Source organism: Sphingobium yanoikuyae (assembly GCF_034424525.1).
In the GTDB taxonomy this organism is placed as follows: domain Bacteria; phylum Pseudomonadota; class Alphaproteobacteria; order Sphingomonadales; family Sphingomonadaceae; genus Sphingobium; species Sphingobium yanoikuyae.
Window position 1 is genome coordinate 87,940 of record NZ_CP139979.1, and the last position, 18,253, is coordinate 106,192.

The following is an 18,253-nucleotide window of genomic DNA, read 5'->3' on the forward strand; positions in this document are numbered from 1 at the left end:
TCAGAAGCGGTCCCAGTCCGCCTCGCCGTCGAACACATGGGTGGCGGGGCCGGTCATGCGGATCGTGCCGCCCGGTGCCCAGTCGATCTCCAGATCGCCGCCCGGCAGGCTGACCGTCACCGGGCCGGCCATCAGCTTGCGCCGGATCGCCGCGACGGCGGTGGCGCAGGCGCCGGTGCCGCAGGCGCGGGTGAGGCCCGCGCCGCGTTCCCAGACGATCAGGCGCAGATGCTGCGGGCCGACGACCTGCGCGAAATTGACGTTCACGCGGGCGGGGAAGAGCGGGTCATGCTCGATCAGCGGGCCGAGCCGTTCGAAATCCACCGCGTCCAGATCCTCGACGAAGAAGATCACATGCGGGTTGCCGACATTGACGGCGGCCGGGGCGGGCAGGTCTTCCCAGCTGGCCGACATCGTCAGCGTGTCCATCGGATAGCCAAGCGGGATCGCGTCCCAGTCGAAGCGGGGCGCCCCCATGTCGACGCTGGCGCCGCCGTCCACGCCTTTGGCGTCGAGCAGCCCGGCCCTGGTGCGGATCAGCACGTCCTTGCCGACGAACAGCGGTACGCAGCGGGTGGCATTGCCGCAGGCTTCCACTTCCGAGCCGTCGGAATTGAAGATCAGCATCGATACGTCGGCCTGATCGCCGGCCTCCGCATCGCCGATGACGATCAACTGGTCGCAGCCGATGCCGGCATGGCGATCGGCAATGGCGCGGGCGCGCGCCTCCGTCATCGCGACCGGCGCCTGGCGCGCGTCGATCACGACGAAATCATTGCCCAGACCATGCATCTTGGAAAAGCGGCTCATCATGGCGCCGCATTTAGTGCGGGACGGGGCAAAAGACCAGCGGTCAGGCGTTCTGGCCGCCGATGATCGCGGCATAATCCTGTGGATCGACATTGGCGCCGGAGATGACGAGGGCGGTGGCGCCGTCAGTGGGCGGGGCGAGGCCGGCGAGCAGGGCGGCGAGCGCCACTGCGCCGCCCGGTTCGACCACCAGCTTGAGCATGGTGAAGGCGAAGCGCATCGCGTCGCGCACCTGATCGTCGCTGACGACCAGGCCGCCGGCCAGCAGGGCATGGTTGATCGGGAAGGTCAGCGCGCCGGGGCTGGGCGCCAGCAGCGCGTCACAGATGCTGCGCGCGTCGGGCGAGACGCTTTCGCGCACGCCGCTGGCAAGCGAGCGGGCGGTGTCGTCGAAGCCGGCGGGCTCGACCGCATAGACGGCGATGTCCGGGCGGGCGGCCTTGACCGCCGTCGCCGTGCCCGCGACCAGCCCGCCGCCACCGCAGCAGACGAGTATCTGTGCGAGGTCAGCGCCGACGGCCTGGGCCTGCTCCAATATTTCGAGGCCGATCGTGCCCTGGCCGGCGATGATGAAGGGATCGTCGAAGGAGGGGACGAGGGTGGCGCCGCGTTCGGTTGCAAGGGCGGTGGCGATTTCCTCACGGCTCTGGGTGAAGCGGTCATAGGGGACGACCTCTGCGCCGAGCGCGCGGGTGTTGGCCGTCTTGATCGCCGGGGCATCGGCCGGCATCACGATCGTGGCGGGAATGCCGAGCAGGCGGGCGGCGAAGGCGACGCCCTGGGCATGGTTGCCCGAGGACCAGGCGACGACGCCCGCCGCCCGTTCCGCAGCGTTCAGCCGGGCGAGGCGGTTATAGGCGCCACGGAACTTGAACGATCCGCTATGCTGGGCGCCCTCAAACTTCACCAGCACCCGCCGGCCGCAATGATCGTTGAGCGCGGCATTCTCGATCAGCGGGGTGCGGACCGCCGCCGGCGCGATCAGCCGCGCGGCATCGGCGACGTCGGCGGCAGTGATGGCCATCAAGGATAGATCTGGCGAATCGGTCATGTCGGCTCCTTGGGTCAGAGGCCCCTGCATAGCCGCCCGCCGGCGCCGCGCAACGATCCGCCGGGGCGATCCTGGCCCGCTTGGCAGGGCTTGTGCTTTGGCTTATGGGGGCCGCGCGCCGGGGCGGTCAAAAGCCCCGGACGCGCATGATCGCGCCGGTGCCCGCAAGGGCTGAAAACGGGAATGCGGTGCGGGGGGCGCAGCCCTTCCAAATCCGCGGCTGTCCCTGCAACTGTAAGCGGTGAGCGCGATGCGCAGGGTTTCCAGGCTCTTCAAAAGGGGAGGGCCGGAACCGGCCACTGGACCGACAGGTCCGGGAAGGCTGGCGCATCGCTGCCCTGACCCGCGAGCCAGGAGACCTGCCGGCGTCTGGTCGCTCTTGCCCTGGCCCAGGGGATGGCCATGGCGCGGTGTTTCCGTCGAGCGACGCCCATGGCGGCCGGGGCCGCATCGGTGCGTGGGGCGGGGCGCTGGCGTCTTCCCGATCCCCATGCAGCGACCGCTTGTGCGGACGCCCCGGTTCCAAATCGACGGACGCCGGGGGACGATAAAATGAAGACGTTGGGGATTTCGCTGATCGCGCTGCTGGCTGCTACGCCGGCACTGGCCCAGGATCTGGCACAGGATGACGATATCGTCGTCACCGCTTCAGGCATCGCGCAGCCGCGCGACGAGGTCGGCCAGGCGATCACGGTGATCGATGCCGACACGATCAGGACGCGCCAGGCGGTCGATGTCGTCGACCTGCTCGCCACCACGCCGGGCGTCCGTTTCAGCCGCAACGGTTCCACCGGCGGCGTGACCGGCGTGTCGCTGCGCGGCGCGGAGACGACCCAGACGCTGGTGCTGATCGACGGGGTCAAGGTCAACGACCCGAGCGGCATCGGCGACGGCTATGATTTCGGCCATCTGCTGACCGGCAATATTCGCCGGATCGAAGTGCTGCGCGGCTCCAACTCGGTCGTCTATGGCAGCCAGGCGATCGGCGGCGTGGTCAATGTGATGACCGGCGCGCCGAGCGAGGGTTTCGAGGTCAATGCCTCGGCCGATTATGGCTATAGCGACACGTTGAATGCCAAGGCCGATGTGTCGGGCACGCGCGGGGCGGTGTCGGGCGGCGTCGGCGTTGCCTATTTCAACACCGACGGCATTTCCTCGGTCGGCCGGTCGTTCGGCGGCGTGGAGAAGGATGGCTATGAGAATATCGCCACCAATGCCAAGCTGAAGATCGCCTTTTCCGACACGCTCAGCCTCGACCTGCGCGGTTACTATATCCATGCGGATCTCGACTATGACAGCTTCTTCGGCGCGCCGGCCGACAGCAGCGACGTCAGCAAGCTGGACCAATATGTCGGCTATGCCGGGATCAACCTGGCGCTGCTCGACGGCAAGCTGACCAACCGCGCTGCCGTCACCTGGCTGCGCAACGATCGCGACTATTATTTCGTGCGCGGCACCGACCCGGACTATGGCTATTCGGGCACCAACCTGCGCTTCGAATATGAGGGCGTCTATGCCCCGGTCGACCAGGCCAAGCTGATCTTCGGCTATGAGCATGAGCGGCCGGACTATGATTATTTCGGCTTTGGCAGCACCGACAGCGCAAAGGCGAATATCGACAGCGTCTATGCGCTGGCGGTGGTGAAGCCGCTCACCGGCCTCGCCGTCACCGGCGGGTTGCGCCATGACGATCATAGCCAGTTCGGCGGCGCGACCACCTTTGGCGCCAACGCCAATTACACGCCGAACGCCGGCGCGACCAATATCCGCCTTTCCTATGGCGAGGGGTTCAAGGCGCCGTCCCTCTATCAGCTCTACGACACCTATAGCGGCAACAGCGCGCTGCGGCCGGAACGGTCGAAAAGCTATGATATCGGCTTCGACCAGAGCCTGGACGGGGACAAGGCGGTGCTGTCGCTGACCGCCTTCCGGCGCGATACCCGCAACCAGATCAATTATGATTATGCGACCTACATCTATGGCAATCTGGACCGGACCCGCGCCAAGGGCGTGGAAGCGACGCTGACGCTGAAGCCGGTCGAGGCGCTGACGGTGGCGGCGTCCTACAGCTATGTCGATGCGCGCGACCGGTCGGGCGGGGCCACCGACGGCAATCGCCTGCCGCGCCGCGCCGCCAATGCGGTGAGTGTGTCGGCCGACTATCTCTGGGCCTTCGGCCTGTCGACCGGCGCGACCCTGACCATGGTCGGCGACAGCTATGACGACACGGCCAACACGCGCCGGCTCGACGGCTATGCGCTGGCCGGGCTGCGCGCGTCCTTCCCCGTGGGCGACCATCTGGAAGTCTATGGCCGGATCGACAATCTGTTCGATGCGGATTACGCCACCGCCTATGGCTATGGCACCTATGGCCGGTCGGCCTATGGCGGCGTGCGTGTCCGCTTCTAAGGCGCGGCGCGCATGAGCGGGCGGCGGCATCCTTTGTTGCTGCCGGGGCTGATCGCCCTGCTGCTGGTCGCGGCCATCGCGTCGGTCGCGCTGGGATCGGTGACGATCGCGCCGGCGCGCATCCTGGCGGTGCTGGCGGGCGGTGGCGACATGGTGGCGCGGGCGATCGTCATCGACCTGCGCCTGCCGCGCATGGCGATCGGCCTGCTGGTCGGCGCCATGCTGGGCCTGTCGGGTGCGGCATTGCAGGGCTATCTGCGCAATCCGCTGGCCGAACCCGCCGTGCTGGGCGTGTCCAATGCGGCGGCGCTGGGGGCGGTGATCGCGCTCTATTTCGGCCTGTCCGAATTGCATCCGATGGCATTGCCGCTGCTGGCGATCGTCACCGCGCTGGCGGCGATCGGCGCGCTGTTCCTGCTTGCCGGGCCGTCGGAAAGCCCGTTGACGCTGATCCTGGCCGGCATTGCCGTCGCGACGCTGGCGGGGGCGGGGATCAGCCTGGCGCTGAACCTGTCGCCCAATCCCTTTGCCGCGATGGAGATCATGAGCTGGCTGATGGGGAGCCTGGAAAATCGCAGCATCGACCATCTGTTGCTGGCACTGCCCTGCATCGCGGTCGGCGCGGCGCTGCTGCTCTATGATGGGCGCGCGCTCGATGCGCTGACCCTGGGCGAGGATGGCGCGCGGGCGCTGGGCGTCGACCTGTCGCGGGCGCGGCTGCGGCTGATGGCGGGGGTGGCAATCGGTGTCGGCGGCGCGGTGGCGGTGACCGGATCGATCGGCTTCGTCGGCCTGATCGTGCCGCATCTGGTGCGACCACTGACCGATCGATCGCCGTCCGCGCTGCTGTTGCCATCCATGCTGGGCGGCGCGGTGCTGCTGACCCTGGCCGATATCGGCGTGCGCATCATCCCGACCAGCAGCGAGCTGAAACTGGGCGTGCTGACCGCGATCCTGGGCGTGCCGGTCTTCCTCATTCACCTGATGCGGGAGCGGCGGCTATGGTGACCCTGTCGACCGAGCAACTGGACGTCCGGCTGGGCCGCCATCTGGCGGTGCGCGGCGTCAATCTGACCATGGCGCCGGGCCAGTTGATCGGCGTGATCGGCCCCAATGGCGCGGGCAAGTCGACCTTGGTGCGGGCGCTGCTGGGGCTGGTGAAGCCGGCCGCCGGTCGTGCGCTGCTGGGCGGGGCGCCGGTTGAGCGGCTGTCGCGCCAGGCGGTGGCGCGGTCCATCGCCTATCTGCCGCAGGGCCAGACATTGCACTGGCCCCTGGCGGTCGAGCGGCTGGTGGCGCTGGGGCGGTTGCCGCATCTGGGGCCGTTGTCGCGCCTGAGCGCCGACGATGAGGCGGCGATCGAGGATGCGATGGTCCGCGCCGACGTTAACGGCTTCAAGGGACGGATCGCGACCGAGCTGTCGGGCGGCGAGCGGGCGCGGGTGCTGCTGGCGCGGGCGCTGGCGGTGGGCGCGCCGGCGCTGATCGCCGACGAGCCGCTCGCCGCGCTCGACCCCGGCCACCAGATCGACGTTATGGCATTGCTGCGGGCGCAGGCGCAGGGCGGGGCGCTGGTCGTCACCGTGCTGCACGACCTGGCCATGGCGGCGCGCTATTGCGACCGGCTGCTGCTGATGGATGGCGGCGCGCTGGTGGCGGACGGGGCGCCGATGGACGTGCTGACGCCGGAGCGGCTGGCATCCGTCTATGGCGTCGCCGCGCGGATCGACGTCAGCGACGGGCTGCCCCTGATCGTGCCGACGACGCGGATTTGATCCGTAACGAAAAAGGGGGCCTTCCGGCCCCCTTTGTTTAACATGTTGAGCAGTTCATCTGCACCGTTCGGGCTGAGCGAAGTCGAAGCCTTCTACTGAGCGGAGCGAAGTGCCCTCCCTAAGGTCGGGCTAGCCCTTCGACTTCGCTCAGGGCGAACGGGGAGGGGAACGACCGCAAGGTTTTGTTTAGTTGCCGAAGCCGCGCGGGGCGGGATCGACCACGCTGATCGTGCCGGCGCCAACCTCGCTCACTTCCAGTGCGCGTTCGGCGATGCCGTTGCGGTTGAAGCGGAAGGCGCCGTCGATGCCGGCAAAGCCGCCCGGATCGCGCAGGCGTGCGGTCGGGAAGGGCGCGCCCGGCTTCCAGTCCTGGGCGATCCGCACCGTCAGCAGCACCGCGTCATAGCCCATCGAGGACAGGCGGAAGGGCGCGCTGCCGTAACGGGTGCGATATTTTGTCGCGAGCTGGCGATAGAGACCGTCCGACACGCTGGCATACCAGGCGCCGCGGAGCACGGGGCTGGCGGCCAGCGATTCTTCGGTATTCCAGATTTCGGTGCCGAGCAGGCGGGCATTGGCGCCGCCATTCTTGCGCACGATCGGTGCGACCTGCAGCGCGACACGGCCGCTGTCGGCGATCAGCAGCGCGTCATAGCTGGACGAGGCCTGCAATTTCTTGACCGCGGCGGTGATCGAGGTGGGGGTGCGATCGAAGGTCTGCATCGACACGACGGTGCCGCCGGCCTGTTCGACCGCGCGGAGCAGCGCATTGCCGGCGCGCTCGCCATAGGTGCCGCGCGGCACCAGCGCGCCGAAATTGGACAGGCCCTTTTCACGGGCGAAGCCGATCACGCGCTCGATCGACTGGTTGGGCGTATAGCCCATCAGGAAGATGTTGCTGCCCGCGACGCTGGTGTCGTTGGAGAAGCTGATGACCGGGACATTGGCCTTGGCCGCGATCGGCCCGACGATGCGAGCGTCATCGGCCAGCAGCGGACCCAGGATCAGGCGGTTGCCGTCGGCCAGCGCCCGGTTGGCGGCGGCCGCTGCGCCGGTGGCGGTGTCATAGGTGGTGATGCGGACCTTGTCGGTCTTGATGTCCATCAGCGCCAGGGTGGTGGCGTTGGCGATGGACTGGCCGACGCCGGCATTGGGGCCGCTGGTCGGCACCAGCAGCGCGACGCGGTGGCGCGCGGTATCGGTCGGCAGGCCCTGGGTCACTTCCGGGCCGGCCGGCTTGGCGGGACCGGTGGGCTGGGCGGGGCCGGGGCCCTTGGGCACGATCGACTGACAGGCGGCAAGCATGATGGTGCTGGCAACGAACAGCAATCGCGCGCTGCGCTTCATCGCCGCGAACATGTTCGCTTGCCGGGGGGCATCCGTCTCTGTCATCTGGGATCCTTATGGAAACTATATTGGCATCCGGGCTTGAGCCCGGGCTTTACATCGTGGCGGGGCCGATCGGCAACCTTGGAGACCTTACGCCGCGCGCGGCGGAAGTCCTGCGGTTGGCTGACGTGGTCGCCGTGGAAGATACACGGGTCAGCGCAAGGCTGCTGCGCCATGCGGGATCGGATCGACCGATGATTCCCTATCATGACCATAGCGCCGAAAATGTGCGGCAGCGGCTGATCGAGCGGATGGCGAGCGAATCGGTGGCGCTGCTGTCGGACGCGGGGACGCCGCTGATTTCCGATCCGGGCTACAAGCTGGTGCGCGATGCGCGGGCGGCCGGGCGCAAGATCACGACCCTGCCGGGGCCGAGCGCGGCGATCGCGGCGCTGACCCTGTCGGGCCTGCCGACCGACCGCTTCCTGTTCATGGGCTTCCTGCCGAACAAGGCGAAGGCGCGCGGCGACGTGCTGGCCGAGGTGGTGGCGTTGCGCGCGACCCTGGTCTTCTACGAAAGCGGGCCGCGCCTGTCGGACAGTCTGGCGGCGATGGCGGCGGCGCTGGGTGATCGCGAGGCGGCGGTCAGTCGCGAGATCAGCAAGACGTTCGAGGAGACGGCGACCGGCACACTGACCGCGCTGTCCGCTCGCTATGCCGATGCCCCGCCCAAGGGGGAGATTGTCGTCATCATCGGCCCGCCCGGCGAGGCGCCGCCGGCCAGCGCAGAGGATGCCGACGCGGCGCTGCGGGAGGCGCTGACCCGGCTGCCGGTGTCGAAGGCGGCGGGTGAGGTCGCCAAGAAGCTGGGGCTCGACCGGCGGACGCTCTATGACCGGGCGAATGAGCTGAAAGGGGAACGCGAGGCGTGAACCGCCAGCAGGCGGAGAAGCGCGGCCGGCAGGCCGAACGCATCGCCGCCTGGTGGCTGCGCCTCAAGGGCTGGCAGATCGTCGGCCAGCGCCTGCGCACGCCCGCCGGCGAGGTGGACCTGGTCGCGCGCAAGGGGGCGATGCTGGCCTTTGTCGAGGTGAAGAGCCGGGCCACCGATGCCGAACTGGACGTCGCGATCGACCAGCGGCGGCTGGCGCGGGTGGCGGCGAGCGCGGAAATATTATGGCATCAGCTGGCAAGACCCGGAGACGACATGCGAATCGACGTCATCCTCCTTGCGCCCGGCCGCCCGCCACGCCATCTGGCCAATGTCTGGCATGGGGGGTGAAGGCTCTCCATTCCGTTCGGGCTGAGCGAAGTCGAAGCCCACGCCTGAGCGCCAGCGAAGGCAAGTCACCTCGCTAACGCTCGGCGGAGCCCTTCGACTTCGCTCAGGGCGAACGGTAAAAGGAATGAAGATGACCGAACTCAACCCCCTGACCGTCGCCATGCAGATGGACCCGATGGAAGGGATCAGGATCGCCGGCGATTCGACCTTCCACATCATGCTGGCGGCGCAGGCGCGGGGGCATAAGCTCTATCATTATCTGGCGCCTGACCTGACCTATCGCGACGGCCGCGTGCTGGCCAAGGCGCGGCCGGTGAAGGTGCAGAAGGTCGAGGGTGACCATTATGCGCTGGGCGAGCCGGAGATGCTGGACCTGGGCCGCGACGTCGATGTCGTGTGGATGCGGCAGGATCCGCCCTTTGACCTGAGCTACATCACCGCCACCCATTTGCTGGAGCGGGTGCAGGAAGAGACTCTGGTGGTGAACGACCCTGCCAGCGTCCGCAATGCGCCGGAAAAGCTGTTCGTGCTCGATTATGCCCGTTTCATGCCGCCGACGATGATCACCCGCGACCTCGCCGAGGTGAAGAGCTTCCTGGCCGAGCATGGTGAGATCGTGGTGAAACCGCTTTATGGCAATGGCGGCGTCGCGGTGTTCCATGTCGGCAGCAATGGCGCGAACCTGTCGTCGCTGGTGGAACTGTTCAAGGCTTCGTGGGTCGAACCCTTCATGGTCCAGGCCTTCATCCCCGGCGTCGCGCAGGGCGACAAGCGCATCGTGCTGGTCGATGGCGAGGTGGCGGGCGCGGTCAACCGCATTCCGGGCGCGGGCGAGATCCGGTCCAACCTGGCGGTCGGCGGATCGGCGGCCAAGACGGTGCTGACCGATCGCGAGCGGGAAATCTGCGAGGCGATGGGGCCGGAATTGAAGCGCCGCGGCCTGTTGTTCGTCGGCATCGACGTGATCGGCGGCGAATGGCTGACCGAGATCAACGTGACGTCGCCGACCGGCATCGTGTCGATCGACGCATTCGACGGCACCGACACCGGCGGCATGATCTGGGACGCGATCGACGCGCGCCTGGCGGCACGGGCGGCGGCTTAAGCCTTGGGCAGTTTGGGCTTGGTACAACGAAATCCGTTCGGGCTGAGCTTGTCGAAGCCCTCAACTGAGCGGAGCGAAGTGCCTCCCTTCGGTCGGCCGAGCCCTTCGACAGGCTCAGGGCGAACGGAGGGGGGGCGTTCGGGCGCCAACGGATTTTGGTCATGACCGACTGGGTGCTGCGGTTGATCGATGCGGGGGGCTATTGGGGGATCTTCCTGCTGATGATCCTCGAAAATGTCTTTCCGCCGATCCCGTCCGAACTGATCATGGGGATTGGCGGCATCCGCGTCGGCCAGGGGCGGATGGCGATGGAATGGCTGCTGCTGGCGGGCACGCTGGGCACCACGATCGGTAATTATTTCTGGTATCTGGTCGGCCATATATTGGGCTTTGGCCGGTTGAAGCCGCTGGTCGACCGCTTCGGCCGCTGGGCGACGCTGGAATGGCGCGATGTCGAGGCGCTGGACCGGCTGTTCGGCAAATATGGCCAGATCGTCGTCTTCGTCTTCCGCTTCATGCCGGCCTTCCGCACGATGATCTCGCTGCCCGCCGGCCTGTTCCGCATGGGCCATGTGCGCTTCCTGATCTGGACTGCCGGCGGCGCGCTGGTGTGGAATCTGGTGCTGGCCTATGCCGGCTTCCTGCTCGGCCAGAATTTCCGCGATATCGACAAATATGTGGGACCGGTGGCGACCGCCTGCGTGGTCGGCGCGGTGCTGCTCTATCTCTGGCGGCTGGCGACCTGGCGGCCCAAGGGATAAGCCTGGTTAGAAGGGCAATTTGATCCCCACCATCACCCGCTGTGAGGTGGTGCCGTTACCCATGCCTTGGCTCTCGACATGGACATTGCCCTTCACCTTGCCGAACAGGGTGGTCTCTGCGCGGCCGAGCGGTGGCTCGTCGCTGGTGGCGACGACCTCGCGTTGGACCCGTTCGTCGCGGCGGCGACCGGTGACGACGATGGCGTTGGGACTGGGCGCGGGCTGCACCTTCTGAAGGTCGAATTCGGGCGGGATCTCGGTGCCGCCAACGCTTTGCAAGGCCATCAACAGACGCAGCATCCTGGGGTTCCTCCGGTCGCAACGGGGATCTGCCAGCGAGGCTGACGCAGGATTACGGCGAATCCATGGCCGTTTCAGGCGCGGGGATGGGCGGCGCGATAGACGTCGAGCAGATGGGCGGCATCGACCTGCGTATAGACCTGGGTCGAGGTCAGGCTGGCATGGCCGAGCAGTTCCTGGAGGGAGCGCAGGTCTGCGCCGCGACCGAGCAGATGGGTCGCGAAACTGTGGCGCAGCGCATGGGGCGTGGTGCGGTCCGACAGGCCGAGGCGCCCGCGCGCGCCCTGCACCGACCGGCGAATGAGCGCGGCCGAAAGCGGACCGCCGCGCGCGCCGCGGAACAGCGGCTGGTCGCGCTCCGGCGACCAGGGGCATTGGTCGGCATAGGACACGATCGCGGCGCGGACCTGTGGCAGCAGCGGCACCAGCCGGGTCTTGCCGCGCTTGCCGGTGACGCGCAGCGTGTCGCCTAGCGGCAATATGTCGCCCATCAGCCCCATCGCCTCGCCAATGCGCAGGCCCGCGCCATAGAGCAGCAGCAGCACCGCCCAGTCGCGCGCGCCGATCCAGTCCTCTCGTGCGCCCTCGGCAATGTCGCCGGCCAGCGCCAGCGCCTCGTCAGGAGAGATCGGGCGTGGCAGGCCGCGCTTGACCCGTGGCCCCTTGAGCTGGGGGACGCGGGCCTCCGCGCCGCCGACAAATTTCAGGAAGCCGCGCACTGCCGACAATTCGCGCGCTGCGGAGATATTGCCGATGCCATCGACCCGGCGGCTGGCGAGATAGGCGCGCAGGTCCGCCTGCTCCAGCCGGGCGAGGCTGGCGGCGGTCACCGCCTGGCCCTGATGCTCGGCAAGGAAGGCGACCAGCCGCTCGGCCGTGGCGACATAGGCCCGCACCGTATGGGTCGAGCGCCGCCGGTCGAGGCTGAGATGCTGGCGCCAGCGTTCGGGGAGGGAGGGGGTCATGTTGGAAATGCCGCGCTTAACTTCGCATATTTCCCGCACATTTTGATAGGTTGAAACAAGAGTAGGAAATCTTGTTGCGTGAAGCGGGGGATGCGGGGAGGGGCTGCGTTGCGCATGGCGGCAGCCTAGCAGAGGGAGGCGAGGTAGGACAGGTGGCGCGGAGGCCCGCCCCTCCAGCACCGCCTGCGGCGGCGGTCCCCCTCCCCGAGCAAGCTCGGGGAGGAATGGCAGCGTGCCCTTGAAATCCGCCCGAAAATGGGCACATGGGAGCCATGGCTACCCCGTTCGATCCGGCCGATTTGCCGACCGGCATCCTGATGACGCTGTCGCCGCTGGTGGCGCGCGTGCTGGCGCCCAATCCGTCGCCCTTCACCTATACCGGCACCCAGACCTATCTGGTCGGCGGCGCGGATGTCGCGGTGATCGATCCGGGGCCGGACGAGGCCGAGCATCTCGACGCGCTGATCGCGGCGATCGGTGGGCGGCGCGTGGTGGCGATCCTGTGCACCCATACCCATCGCGACCATAGCCCGGCGGCACGGCCGCTGAGCGCGCTGACCGGCGCGCCGATCATCGGCTGTGCGCCGCTGACGCTGAGCGACGATGGGCCGCGCGCGGATGCGGCCTTCGACGCGGACTATCGGCCCGACCGGGTGCTGGGCGATGGCGAGGCGGTGGCCGGCACCGGCTGGACGCTGGCGGCGGTGTCGACACCGGGCCATACGTCCAACCATCTCTGCTTTGCGCTGGTGCAGGACAAGGCGCTGTTCACCGGCGACCATGTGATGGGCTGGTCCACCAGCGTCATTTCTCCGCCCGATGGCGACATGACCGCCTATATGCGATCGATGCAGCGGCTGCTGGAGCGGGACGATATCGTCTATTATCCGGCCCATGGCGAACCGGTGGAAAATCCGCAGCGGCTGGTGCGCGGCATGATGGGCCATCGCAAGCAGCGCGAGGGCCAGATCATGCGCTTCCTGGAGCGCAATGGCGACAGCGCCATCCCCGACATGGTGGCGGAAATGTACAAGGGCGTAGACCCGCGCCTTTACGGGGCGGCCGGGCGATCGGTGCTGGCGCACCTGATCGATCTCAATGGCCGGGGCATGGCCGCGCCGCTGGAGGATGGGCGATGGCAGATGCGCTGAAGCGCTATGCCGGGCCGGTCGCGGTCGCGCTGCTGATCCTGATTGTCGGCGGGGCGATGCTGGTCGGCTGGCAGCGCTATAATCGCGACTATGTGGTGAGCGTCGAGGATGACGGGACGGCGGTGACCAAGGTCATTGCCGAGAAGATTGCCGGCACCAGCAGCCTGAAGGTTTCGGAACTGAGCGGCACGATCCAGAGCAGCGCGCGCGATGTGCGCGGCTTTGGCTGGCTGAAGTCCGACCAGGTGGTGAAGATGCCCTTTTCGGTCGATTATTTCGTCAATGTCGGCGCGATCGGCGCGGATGACCTGGAATGGGATGCGGAGCGCCGCACCCTGATCGTCAATGCGCCCGATGTCACCGTCGGCAAGCCCAATGTGGACGAAAGCCAGCGCACTCTGGTGCGCACCGGCGGCCTGTTCGTGACGCGCGAGGCGGGCGAGGAACTGAGCCGTCGCACATCGGCTTACGCGCAGGCGCGGGCCGCCAAATCGGCCGGGTCGCCCGAGCGGATGGCGCAGGCGCGCGAATATGGCCGGGCCGCGCTGGTGAAGCTGATGGCGGCGCCGCTGGCAGCGGCCGGGCAGGGCGATGCGCGGGTGATCGTCACTTTTCCGGCGGAACGCCCCAATCGCGATCGCTGGGACGTGACCACGTCGGTTAACGAGGTACTGGCAAACCGGAGACAGGCCCGCTAGGGCGCCCGGTAAGACCGAGGAGTCACAGGGTATGAACGCTTTCACTGGAATTCCGCAGGGGACGGACCTGCGCGCGGAAATCGACCGCCTGCGCAAGGAGCGCAACGCCGTCATCCTGGGCCATTATTACCAGTCGCCCGAGATTCAGGATCTGTCCGATTTCGTCGGTGACAGCCTGGAACTGTCGCGCAAGGCGGCCGAGACCGACGCCGATGTCATCGCTTTCTGTGGCGTGCGATTCATGGCCGAAACGGCGAAGATCCTGTCGCCGCAGAAGATCGTCGTGCTGCCCGACATGGACGCCGGCTGTTCGCTGGAGGACAGCTGCCCGCCCGCCCAGTTTAAGGCGTTCCGCGAGGCACATCCCGATCATATTGCGCTGAGCTACATCAACTGTTCGGCCGAGGTGAAGGCACTGTCCGACATCATCGTGACATCGTCGTCGGCCGAGAAGATCCTGGCGCAGATCCCCAAGGATCAGAAGATCATCTTCGGCCCCGACAAGCATCTGGGTGGTTACCTGAAGCGCAAGCTGGGCCGTGACATGCTGCTGTGGCCGGGCGTGTGCATCGTGCATGAGGCGTTCAGCGAGACCGAATTGCTGAAGCTCAAGGCCCAGCATCCGCAGGCGCCGGTCGCCGCGCACCCGGAATGCCCGCCATATATCGTCGACCATGCCGATTATGTCGGGTCGACCAGCGGCATCCTGGACTTTGCCAAGACGATGCCGGGCGACACGCTGATCGTCGCCACCGAACCGCATATCATCCATCAGATGCAAAAAAGCGTGCCGGACAAGAATTTCATCGGCGCGCCGGGCGCGGACGGCAACTGCAACTGCAATATCTGCCCCTATATGGCGCTCAACACGATGGAGAAGCTCTATCTGTCGCTGCGCGACCTGAGCCCGCGCATCGAGATGGACGAGACGCTGCGCGTCGCCGCCAAGAAGAGCCTGGACCGGATGCTGGAAATGGCCAGCGGCACGGTCGGCCAGGGCGATCTGGGCGCACGCTGAGGATAGACGGGGGAGGTCGGTCACATGGTCAACCTCCCCGACAGCGACTTCGGCCTTTTCTATTATTGCCTCGAATGGGCGATCCGCATCGGCGCGCTGATCGCCGTGCCCTTTCGCCGGACGCCGGCGGCGACGCGGGCCTGGCTGCTGCTGATTTTCTTCCTGCCGGTGCCGGGGCTGATCCTTTTCTGGATCATCGGCAGTCCGCGCTTTCCCGAATGGCGGCGCGCCCGGTTCGGCGAGCTTGATCCCTGGTTCGGCGGCATTGCCGCGCGGCTGCTGCCCCATGCGCCATCACCCGACCCTGATCGTGCGCCGATCGTCGACCTCGCCGCAAAGCTCGGCAAGATGCCGGCGACCGGCGGCAACCGGGTCGATCTGATCTTCGACTATATCGTGGCGATCGACCGGCTGGTGGCGGACATCAACGCCGCGCGGCACAGCGTGCGCATCCTCGTCTATATCTTTGCCGATGATGCGGTGGGGCGACGGGTGGCCGATGCACTGGGCGCGGCGGTCAAGCGCGGCGTCACCGTGCAGGTCATCTATGATCCGGTCGGATCGCGGCCCTGGCGCAAGGGAATGGAGGCGATGCTGCGCGCGGCGGGGGTGGAGCTGTGCGCCGCCCTGCCGTTCCGCTGGATTCGCGGACGCACGAGGCGCGACATGCGCAACCATCGCAAGCTGTTCGTGATCGACGGGGTGATCGGCCATGTCGGATCGCAGAATATCGTCGCGCGCGATTTCAAGCCGGGCATCGTCAACCAGGAACTGGTGGCGCGGGTGACCGGGCCGGTGGTGGCGGAGCTGGAGGCGCTGGTGCGCGCCGACTGGTATATGGAGACGCACCGCTTGCCCGAAGGGCCGGTGGTCATTCCCGAGCCGGCCGGCGAGGCGGTGACGCAATTGCTGCCGAGCGGGTCCAATTATCCGCTGGAAGGGTTCAAGACGCTGCTGGTGTGGCAGCTGCATCAGGCACGCAGCCATGTGATGCTGGTGACGCCCTATTTCATCCCCGACGATGACCTGGTCGATGCGATGCGCACGGCGGTGGTGCGCGGGGTGAAGGTCGACCTGATCGTGTCCAAGCCGGTGGACCAGTGGCTGGTCCATGCGGCGCAGGCCTCCTATTATGCCGAGCTGATGGCGGCGGGCATCGGCATCCATGCCCATCGGCCCGAATTCGTCCATGCCAAGACGGTCAGCATCGACGGTCGGCTGGCGGTGGTCGGCTCCTCCAATGTCGACATGCGCAGTTTCGAGCTGAACGAGGAGGCGAGCCTGCTCATCTATGACGCGGAAACGGTGGCGGCGGTGGAGCTGGTGCAGCGCCGTTTCATGGCGCGGGCGGAGACGCTGGACCGCGAAACATGGCGGGCGCGGCCGCTCTATCGCAAGGTTGCGGAAAATGTCGCGCGGATGGTCGGCTCGCTGTTGTAACGGCCCCGCATCATCGCCTATCGCATCGGGCCATGAGACATAAGCTGACGCTCCGTTCCGCCCTGATGGCGATCGCCATCGCTTCCGCTCCTGCCCTGATCGCCGCCGCGCCCGCCACGGGCGATGATCCCTATCTCTGGCTGGAGGATATCGAGGGCACCAAGGCGATCGCGCAGGTCGAGCAGTGGAATGGCGAGACGGAAAAGCTGTTGCGCGCCAGTCCGCGGTTCGAGGCGGACCGGGCACGGGCGCGCGCGATCCTGGACGATGAAAGCCAGATTGCGGTGCCCGACAAGGTGATGGGCAGCCGCGTCACCAATTTGTGGCGCGACGCGAAGAATCCGCGCGGCCTGTGGCGGTCGAGCGACCTGGTGTCCTATCTGGCGGGCAAGCCCAACTGGACGACGATCATCGACGTCGACGCGCTGGGCAAGGCGGAGGGCAAGAGCTGGGTCTGGCATGGCGCCGACTGCCTGGCGCCCGATTATGGCCGCTGCCTGATCTCGCTGAGCGCGGGCGGCACCGATGCCGATGTCGTGCGCGAATATGACCTGACCACCGGCAAGTTTGTCGAGGGCGGCTTTACCCTGCCCGAAGCCAAGAGCGACGTCGCCTGGGCCGACAAGGACACGTTGCTGGTCGGCACCGACTATGGCGCGGGATCGCTGACCGCGTCGGGCTATCCGCGCATCGTCAAGCGCTGGAAGCGGGGTACGCCGCTATCGGCCGCAACGCTGGTCAAGGAAGGCGTCGACAGCGACATTTCGGTGCGGCCGCGCGTCGAGCAGGATGGCGACAAACGCTGGGTCTTCATCGACCGGGCGCTGACCTTCTACACCAACGACCTCTATATCGAGGGTGCGAACGGCCAGCTGATCCGCACGCCGGTGCCTGACACGGCCGATTTCCGCGGCCTGATCGGCGGGCAGATGATCGTGCTGCTGAACAAGCCGCTGGGCGATATTCCGACCGGATCGCTGGTGTCCTGGCCGATCGCCGATGTGGCGGCGGGCAAGGCGGGGGCGCCGCAGGTGGTGCTGAAGCCGACCGCGACCACCGTGGTCGAGGAAGTGCGCACCACCGACAATATCCTGTGGGTGAAGCAGCTCGACAATGTGTCGGGCGCGCTGCTGGCGATGACCCGCGACGCCGCCACCGGCCGCTGGACCAGCCGTTCGGTGCCGCTGGCCGACAAGGCGACGGTCCATCTGGTCGGCACCGACGACAAGGGCGACCGGGTCTTCGCTTCGGTCGAGGGGATGCTGACCCCGCCGAGCCTGATGGTGGCAGGAGCGCAGGGGCCGGCGCGCACGGTCCAGCAACTGCCCGCGCGCTTCGACGCCAGCCAGTTCGTGGTGGAGCAGCGCTTCGCCACGTCGAAGGACGGGACGAAGATCCCCTATTTCCTGGCGCGCAAGAAGGGCGTGACGGGACCGGTGCCGGCCTTCATCCATGCCTATGGCGGGTTCCGCGCGGCGCAGACGCCGACCTATCTCACTACCGAACCCTATCGCGCCGGGCCGCTGGGCCTGTTCTGGGTCGAGGATGGCAATGCCTATGTCCTCGCCAATATCCGGGGCGGCAGCGAATATGGCCCGGCCTGGCATCAGGATGCGCTGCGCGAGAAGCGCCAGAATGCGTTCGACGATCTGGCGGCGGTGGCCGAGGATCTGGTCAAGACCGGCGTGTCGACCAAGGGCGATATCGGCATTTCCGGCCGCTCCAACGGCGGCGTGCTGGTGGGCGCGGCGATGACCCAGCGGCCCGACCTCTATGGCGCGGTGATCGCGGGATCGCCGCTGGAGGATATGAAGCGCTATTCGCATCTGTCGGCCGGCGCGTCCTGGGTGGCGGAATATGGCGATCCCGATGTGCCGTCGGACTGGGCGTTCATGCGCAAATGGTCGCCCTATCAGAATGTGAGGACCGGGGTGCAGTATCCGCCCGCCTTCTTCTACCTGTCGACCAAGGATGACCGGGTGCATCCGGGCCATGCGCGCAAGATGGCGGCGAAGCTGAAGGCGACCGGCAGCACGGTCTATTATCATGAATATCGCGAGGGCGGCCATTCGGTCGGCGCAGACCATGCCGAGGATGCGGTGCGCGCGGCACTGCTGCACGCCTTCCTGACCCGAGAACTGGTGGAGAAAAAGAAGTGA

17 protein-coding genes and 1 riboswitch are annotated in these 18,253 nt (G+C 67.2%); of the genes, 12 read left to right on the forward strand and 5 right to left on the reverse strand.

The genetic code is table 11. The features are described from left to right. Nucleotides 1-813 (reverse strand): diaminopimelate epimerase, encoded by an 813-nt coding sequence (gene dapF, locus U0025_RS00435; protein ID WP_004210436.1) that lies wholly within the window; start codon nt 811-813, stop codon nt 1-3. Nucleotides 814-853: 40 nt separating this feature from the next. Continuing rightward, nucleotides 854-1,861: a threonine ammonia-lyase gene (locus tag U0025_RS00440; protein WP_004210438.1), complete on the reverse strand. Its 1,008-nt coding sequence runs from the start codon at nt 1,859-1,861 to the stop codon at nt 854-856. A gap of 139 nt (nt 1,862-2,000) precedes the next feature. Continuing rightward, nucleotides 2,001-2,242: riboswitch (cobalamin riboswitch) on the forward strand. A 171-nt stretch (nt 2,243-2,413) separates the two neighbouring features. Between U0025_RS00440 and U0025_RS00445 the strand changes: the two genes are divergently transcribed. From U0025_RS00445 to U0025_RS00455, 3 genes are read left to right on the forward strand one after another with little or no spacing between them, the layout of a single operon-like run. Further along, nucleotides 2,414-4,270 (forward strand): TonB-dependent receptor plug domain-containing protein, encoded by a 1,857-nt coding sequence (locus U0025_RS00445; protein ID WP_004210439.1) that lies wholly within the window; start codon nt 2,414-2,416, stop codon nt 4,268-4,270. A 12-nt stretch (nt 4,271-4,282) separates the two neighbouring features. After that, a complete protein-coding gene (locus U0025_RS00450; RefSeq protein ID WP_004210440.1) occupies nt 4,283-5,278 on the forward strand; it encodes a FecCD family ABC transporter permease in 996 nt (331 codons plus the stop codon). After that, entirely contained in the window at nt 5,272-6,045 is a 774-nt protein-coding gene (locus U0025_RS00455; RefSeq protein ID WP_004210442.1) for an ABC transporter ATP-binding protein, read from the forward strand. The genes U0025_RS00450 and U0025_RS00455 overlap by 7 nt, the downstream gene beginning before the upstream one ends. A gap of 186 nt (nt 6,046-6,231) precedes the next feature. Here U0025_RS00455 and U0025_RS00460 read toward each other — a convergent pair whose 3' ends face one another. Beyond that, entirely contained in the window at nt 6,232-7,437 is a 1,206-nt protein-coding gene (locus U0025_RS00460; protein WP_004210443.1) for a penicillin-binding protein activator, read from the reverse strand. Nucleotides 7,438-7,448: 11 nt separating this feature from the next. On the opposite strand from U0025_RS00460, the gene rsmI reads away from it, so the two are divergent. From rsmI to U0025_RS00480, 4 genes are all read left to right on the forward strand, one after another. After that, nucleotides 7,449-8,306: a 16S rRNA (cytidine(1402)-2'-O)-methyltransferase gene (gene rsmI / locus U0025_RS00465; protein WP_004210445.1), complete on the forward strand. Its 858-nt coding sequence runs from the start codon at nt 7,449-7,451 to the stop codon at nt 8,304-8,306. Beyond that, complete coding sequence (locus U0025_RS00470; RefSeq protein WP_004210447.1) at nt 8,303-8,656, forward strand: YraN family protein; 354 nt, start codon at nt 8,303-8,305, stop codon at nt 8,654-8,656. Before rsmI ends, U0025_RS00470 begins: the two co-directional genes overlap by 4 nt. 130 nt (nt 8,657-8,786) lie before the next feature. Beyond that, nucleotides 8,787-9,761 carry a glutathione synthase gene (gene gshB, locus U0025_RS00475; protein WP_004210448.1) on the forward strand — a complete coding sequence of 325 codons (975 nt, stop codon included), beginning with the start codon at nt 8,787-8,789 and terminating at the stop codon, nt 9,759-9,761. A gap of 161 nt (nt 9,762-9,922) precedes the next feature. Further along, on the forward strand, nt 9,923-10,522 hold the full coding sequence (locus tag U0025_RS00480; RefSeq protein WP_004210450.1) for a DedA family protein: 600 nt from the start codon (nt 9,923-9,925) through the stop codon (nt 10,520-10,522). A 6-nt stretch (nt 10,523-10,528) separates the two neighbouring features. Here U0025_RS00480 and U0025_RS00485 read toward each other — a convergent pair whose 3' ends face one another. Then, nucleotides 10,529-10,822, reverse strand: coding sequence for a hypothetical protein (locus tag U0025_RS00485; RefSeq protein ID WP_004210452.1), 294 nt, complete (start codon nt 10,820-10,822; stop codon nt 10,529-10,531). Nucleotides 10,823-10,896: 74 nt separating this feature from the next. Continuing rightward, entirely contained in the window at nt 10,897-11,787 is an 891-nt protein-coding gene (locus U0025_RS00490; RefSeq protein ID WP_004210453.1) for a tyrosine recombinase XerC, read from the reverse strand. A 272-nt stretch (nt 11,788-12,059) separates the two neighbouring features. Between U0025_RS00490 and U0025_RS00495 the strand changes: the two genes are divergently transcribed. The 5 genes from U0025_RS00495 to U0025_RS00515 are packed head-to-tail and all read left to right on the forward strand — an operon-like array spanning nt 12,060 to nt 18,253. Next, nucleotides 12,060-12,938 carry an MBL fold metallo-hydrolase gene (locus tag U0025_RS00495; protein WP_004210455.1) on the forward strand — a complete coding sequence of 293 codons (879 nt, stop codon included), beginning with the start codon at nt 12,060-12,062 and terminating at the stop codon, nt 12,936-12,938. Beyond that, entirely contained in the window at nt 12,923-13,636 is a 714-nt protein-coding gene (locus U0025_RS00500; RefSeq protein WP_004210456.1) for a DUF4230 domain-containing protein, read from the forward strand. The genes U0025_RS00495 and U0025_RS00500 overlap by 16 nt, the downstream gene beginning before the upstream one ends. A 31-nt stretch (nt 13,637-13,667) precedes the next feature. Continuing rightward, the gene (nadA, locus tag U0025_RS00505) at nt 13,668-14,654 is read left to right on the forward strand and encodes a quinolinate synthase NadA (RefSeq protein WP_004210458.1); all 987 of its coding nucleotides are present in this window, start codon (nt 13,668-13,670) and stop codon (nt 14,652-14,654) included. A gap of 24 nt (nt 14,655-14,678) precedes the next feature. Further along, on the forward strand, nt 14,679-16,094 hold the full coding sequence (cls, locus tag U0025_RS00510; protein WP_004210459.1) for a cardiolipin synthase: 1,416 nt from the start codon (nt 14,679-14,681) through the stop codon (nt 16,092-16,094). Nucleotides 16,095-16,126: 32 nt separating this feature from the next. Next, a complete protein-coding gene (locus tag U0025_RS00515) occupies nt 16,127-18,253 on the forward strand; it encodes a prolyl oligopeptidase family serine peptidase (RefSeq protein ID WP_004210460.1) in 2,127 nt (708 codons plus the stop codon).

Coding starts and splice junctions, on each gene's coding strand:
- dapF (WP_004210436.1), bottom strand. CDS start 813: ATGATGAGCCGCTTTTCCAAGATGCATGGTCTGGGCAATGATTTCGTC.
- U0025_RS00440 (WP_004210438.1), bottom strand. CDS start 1,861: ATGACCGATTCGCCAGATCTATCCTTGATGGCCATCACTGCCGCCGAC.
- U0025_RS00445 (WP_004210439.1), top strand. CDS start 2,414: ATGAAGACGTTGGGGATTTCGCTGATCGCGCTGCTGGCTGCTACGCCG.
- U0025_RS00450 (WP_004210440.1), top strand. CDS start 4,283: ATGAGCGGGCGGCGGCATCCTTTGTTGCTGCCGGGGCTGATCGCCCTG.
- U0025_RS00455 (WP_004210442.1), top strand. CDS start 5,272: ATGGTGACCCTGTCGACCGAGCAACTGGACGTCCGGCTGGGCCGCCAT.
- U0025_RS00460 (WP_004210443.1), bottom strand. CDS start 7,437: ATGACAGAGACGGATGCCCCCCGGCAAGCGAACATGTTCGCGGCGATG.
- rsmI (WP_004210445.1), top strand. CDS start 7,449: ATGGAAACTATATTGGCATCCGGGCTTGAGCCCGGGCTTTACATCGTG.
- gshB (WP_004210448.1), top strand. CDS start 8,787: ATGACCGAACTCAACCCCCTGACCGTCGCCATGCAGATGGACCCGATG.
- U0025_RS00480 (WP_004210450.1), top strand. CDS start 9,923: ATGACCGACTGGGTGCTGCGGTTGATCGATGCGGGGGGCTATTGGGGG.
- U0025_RS00485 (WP_004210452.1), bottom strand. CDS start 10,822: ATGCTGCGTCTGTTGATGGCCTTGCAAAGCGTTGGCGGCACCGAGATC.
- U0025_RS00490 (WP_004210453.1), bottom strand. CDS start 11,787: ATGACCCCCTCCCTCCCCGAACGCTGGCGCCAGCATCTCAGCCTCGAC.
- U0025_RS00495 (WP_004210455.1), top strand. CDS start 12,060: ATGGCTACCCCGTTCGATCCGGCCGATTTGCCGACCGGCATCCTGATG.
- U0025_RS00500 (WP_004210456.1), top strand. CDS start 12,923: ATGGCAGATGCGCTGAAGCGCTATGCCGGGCCGGTCGCGGTCGCGCTG.
- nadA (WP_004210458.1), top strand. CDS start 13,668: ATGAACGCTTTCACTGGAATTCCGCAGGGGACGGACCTGCGCGCGGAA.
- cls (WP_004210459.1), top strand. CDS start 14,679: ATGGTCAACCTCCCCGACAGCGACTTCGGCCTTTTCTATTATTGCCTC.
- U0025_RS00515 (WP_004210460.1), top strand. CDS start 16,127: ATGAGACATAAGCTGACGCTCCGTTCCGCCCTGATGGCGATCGCCATC.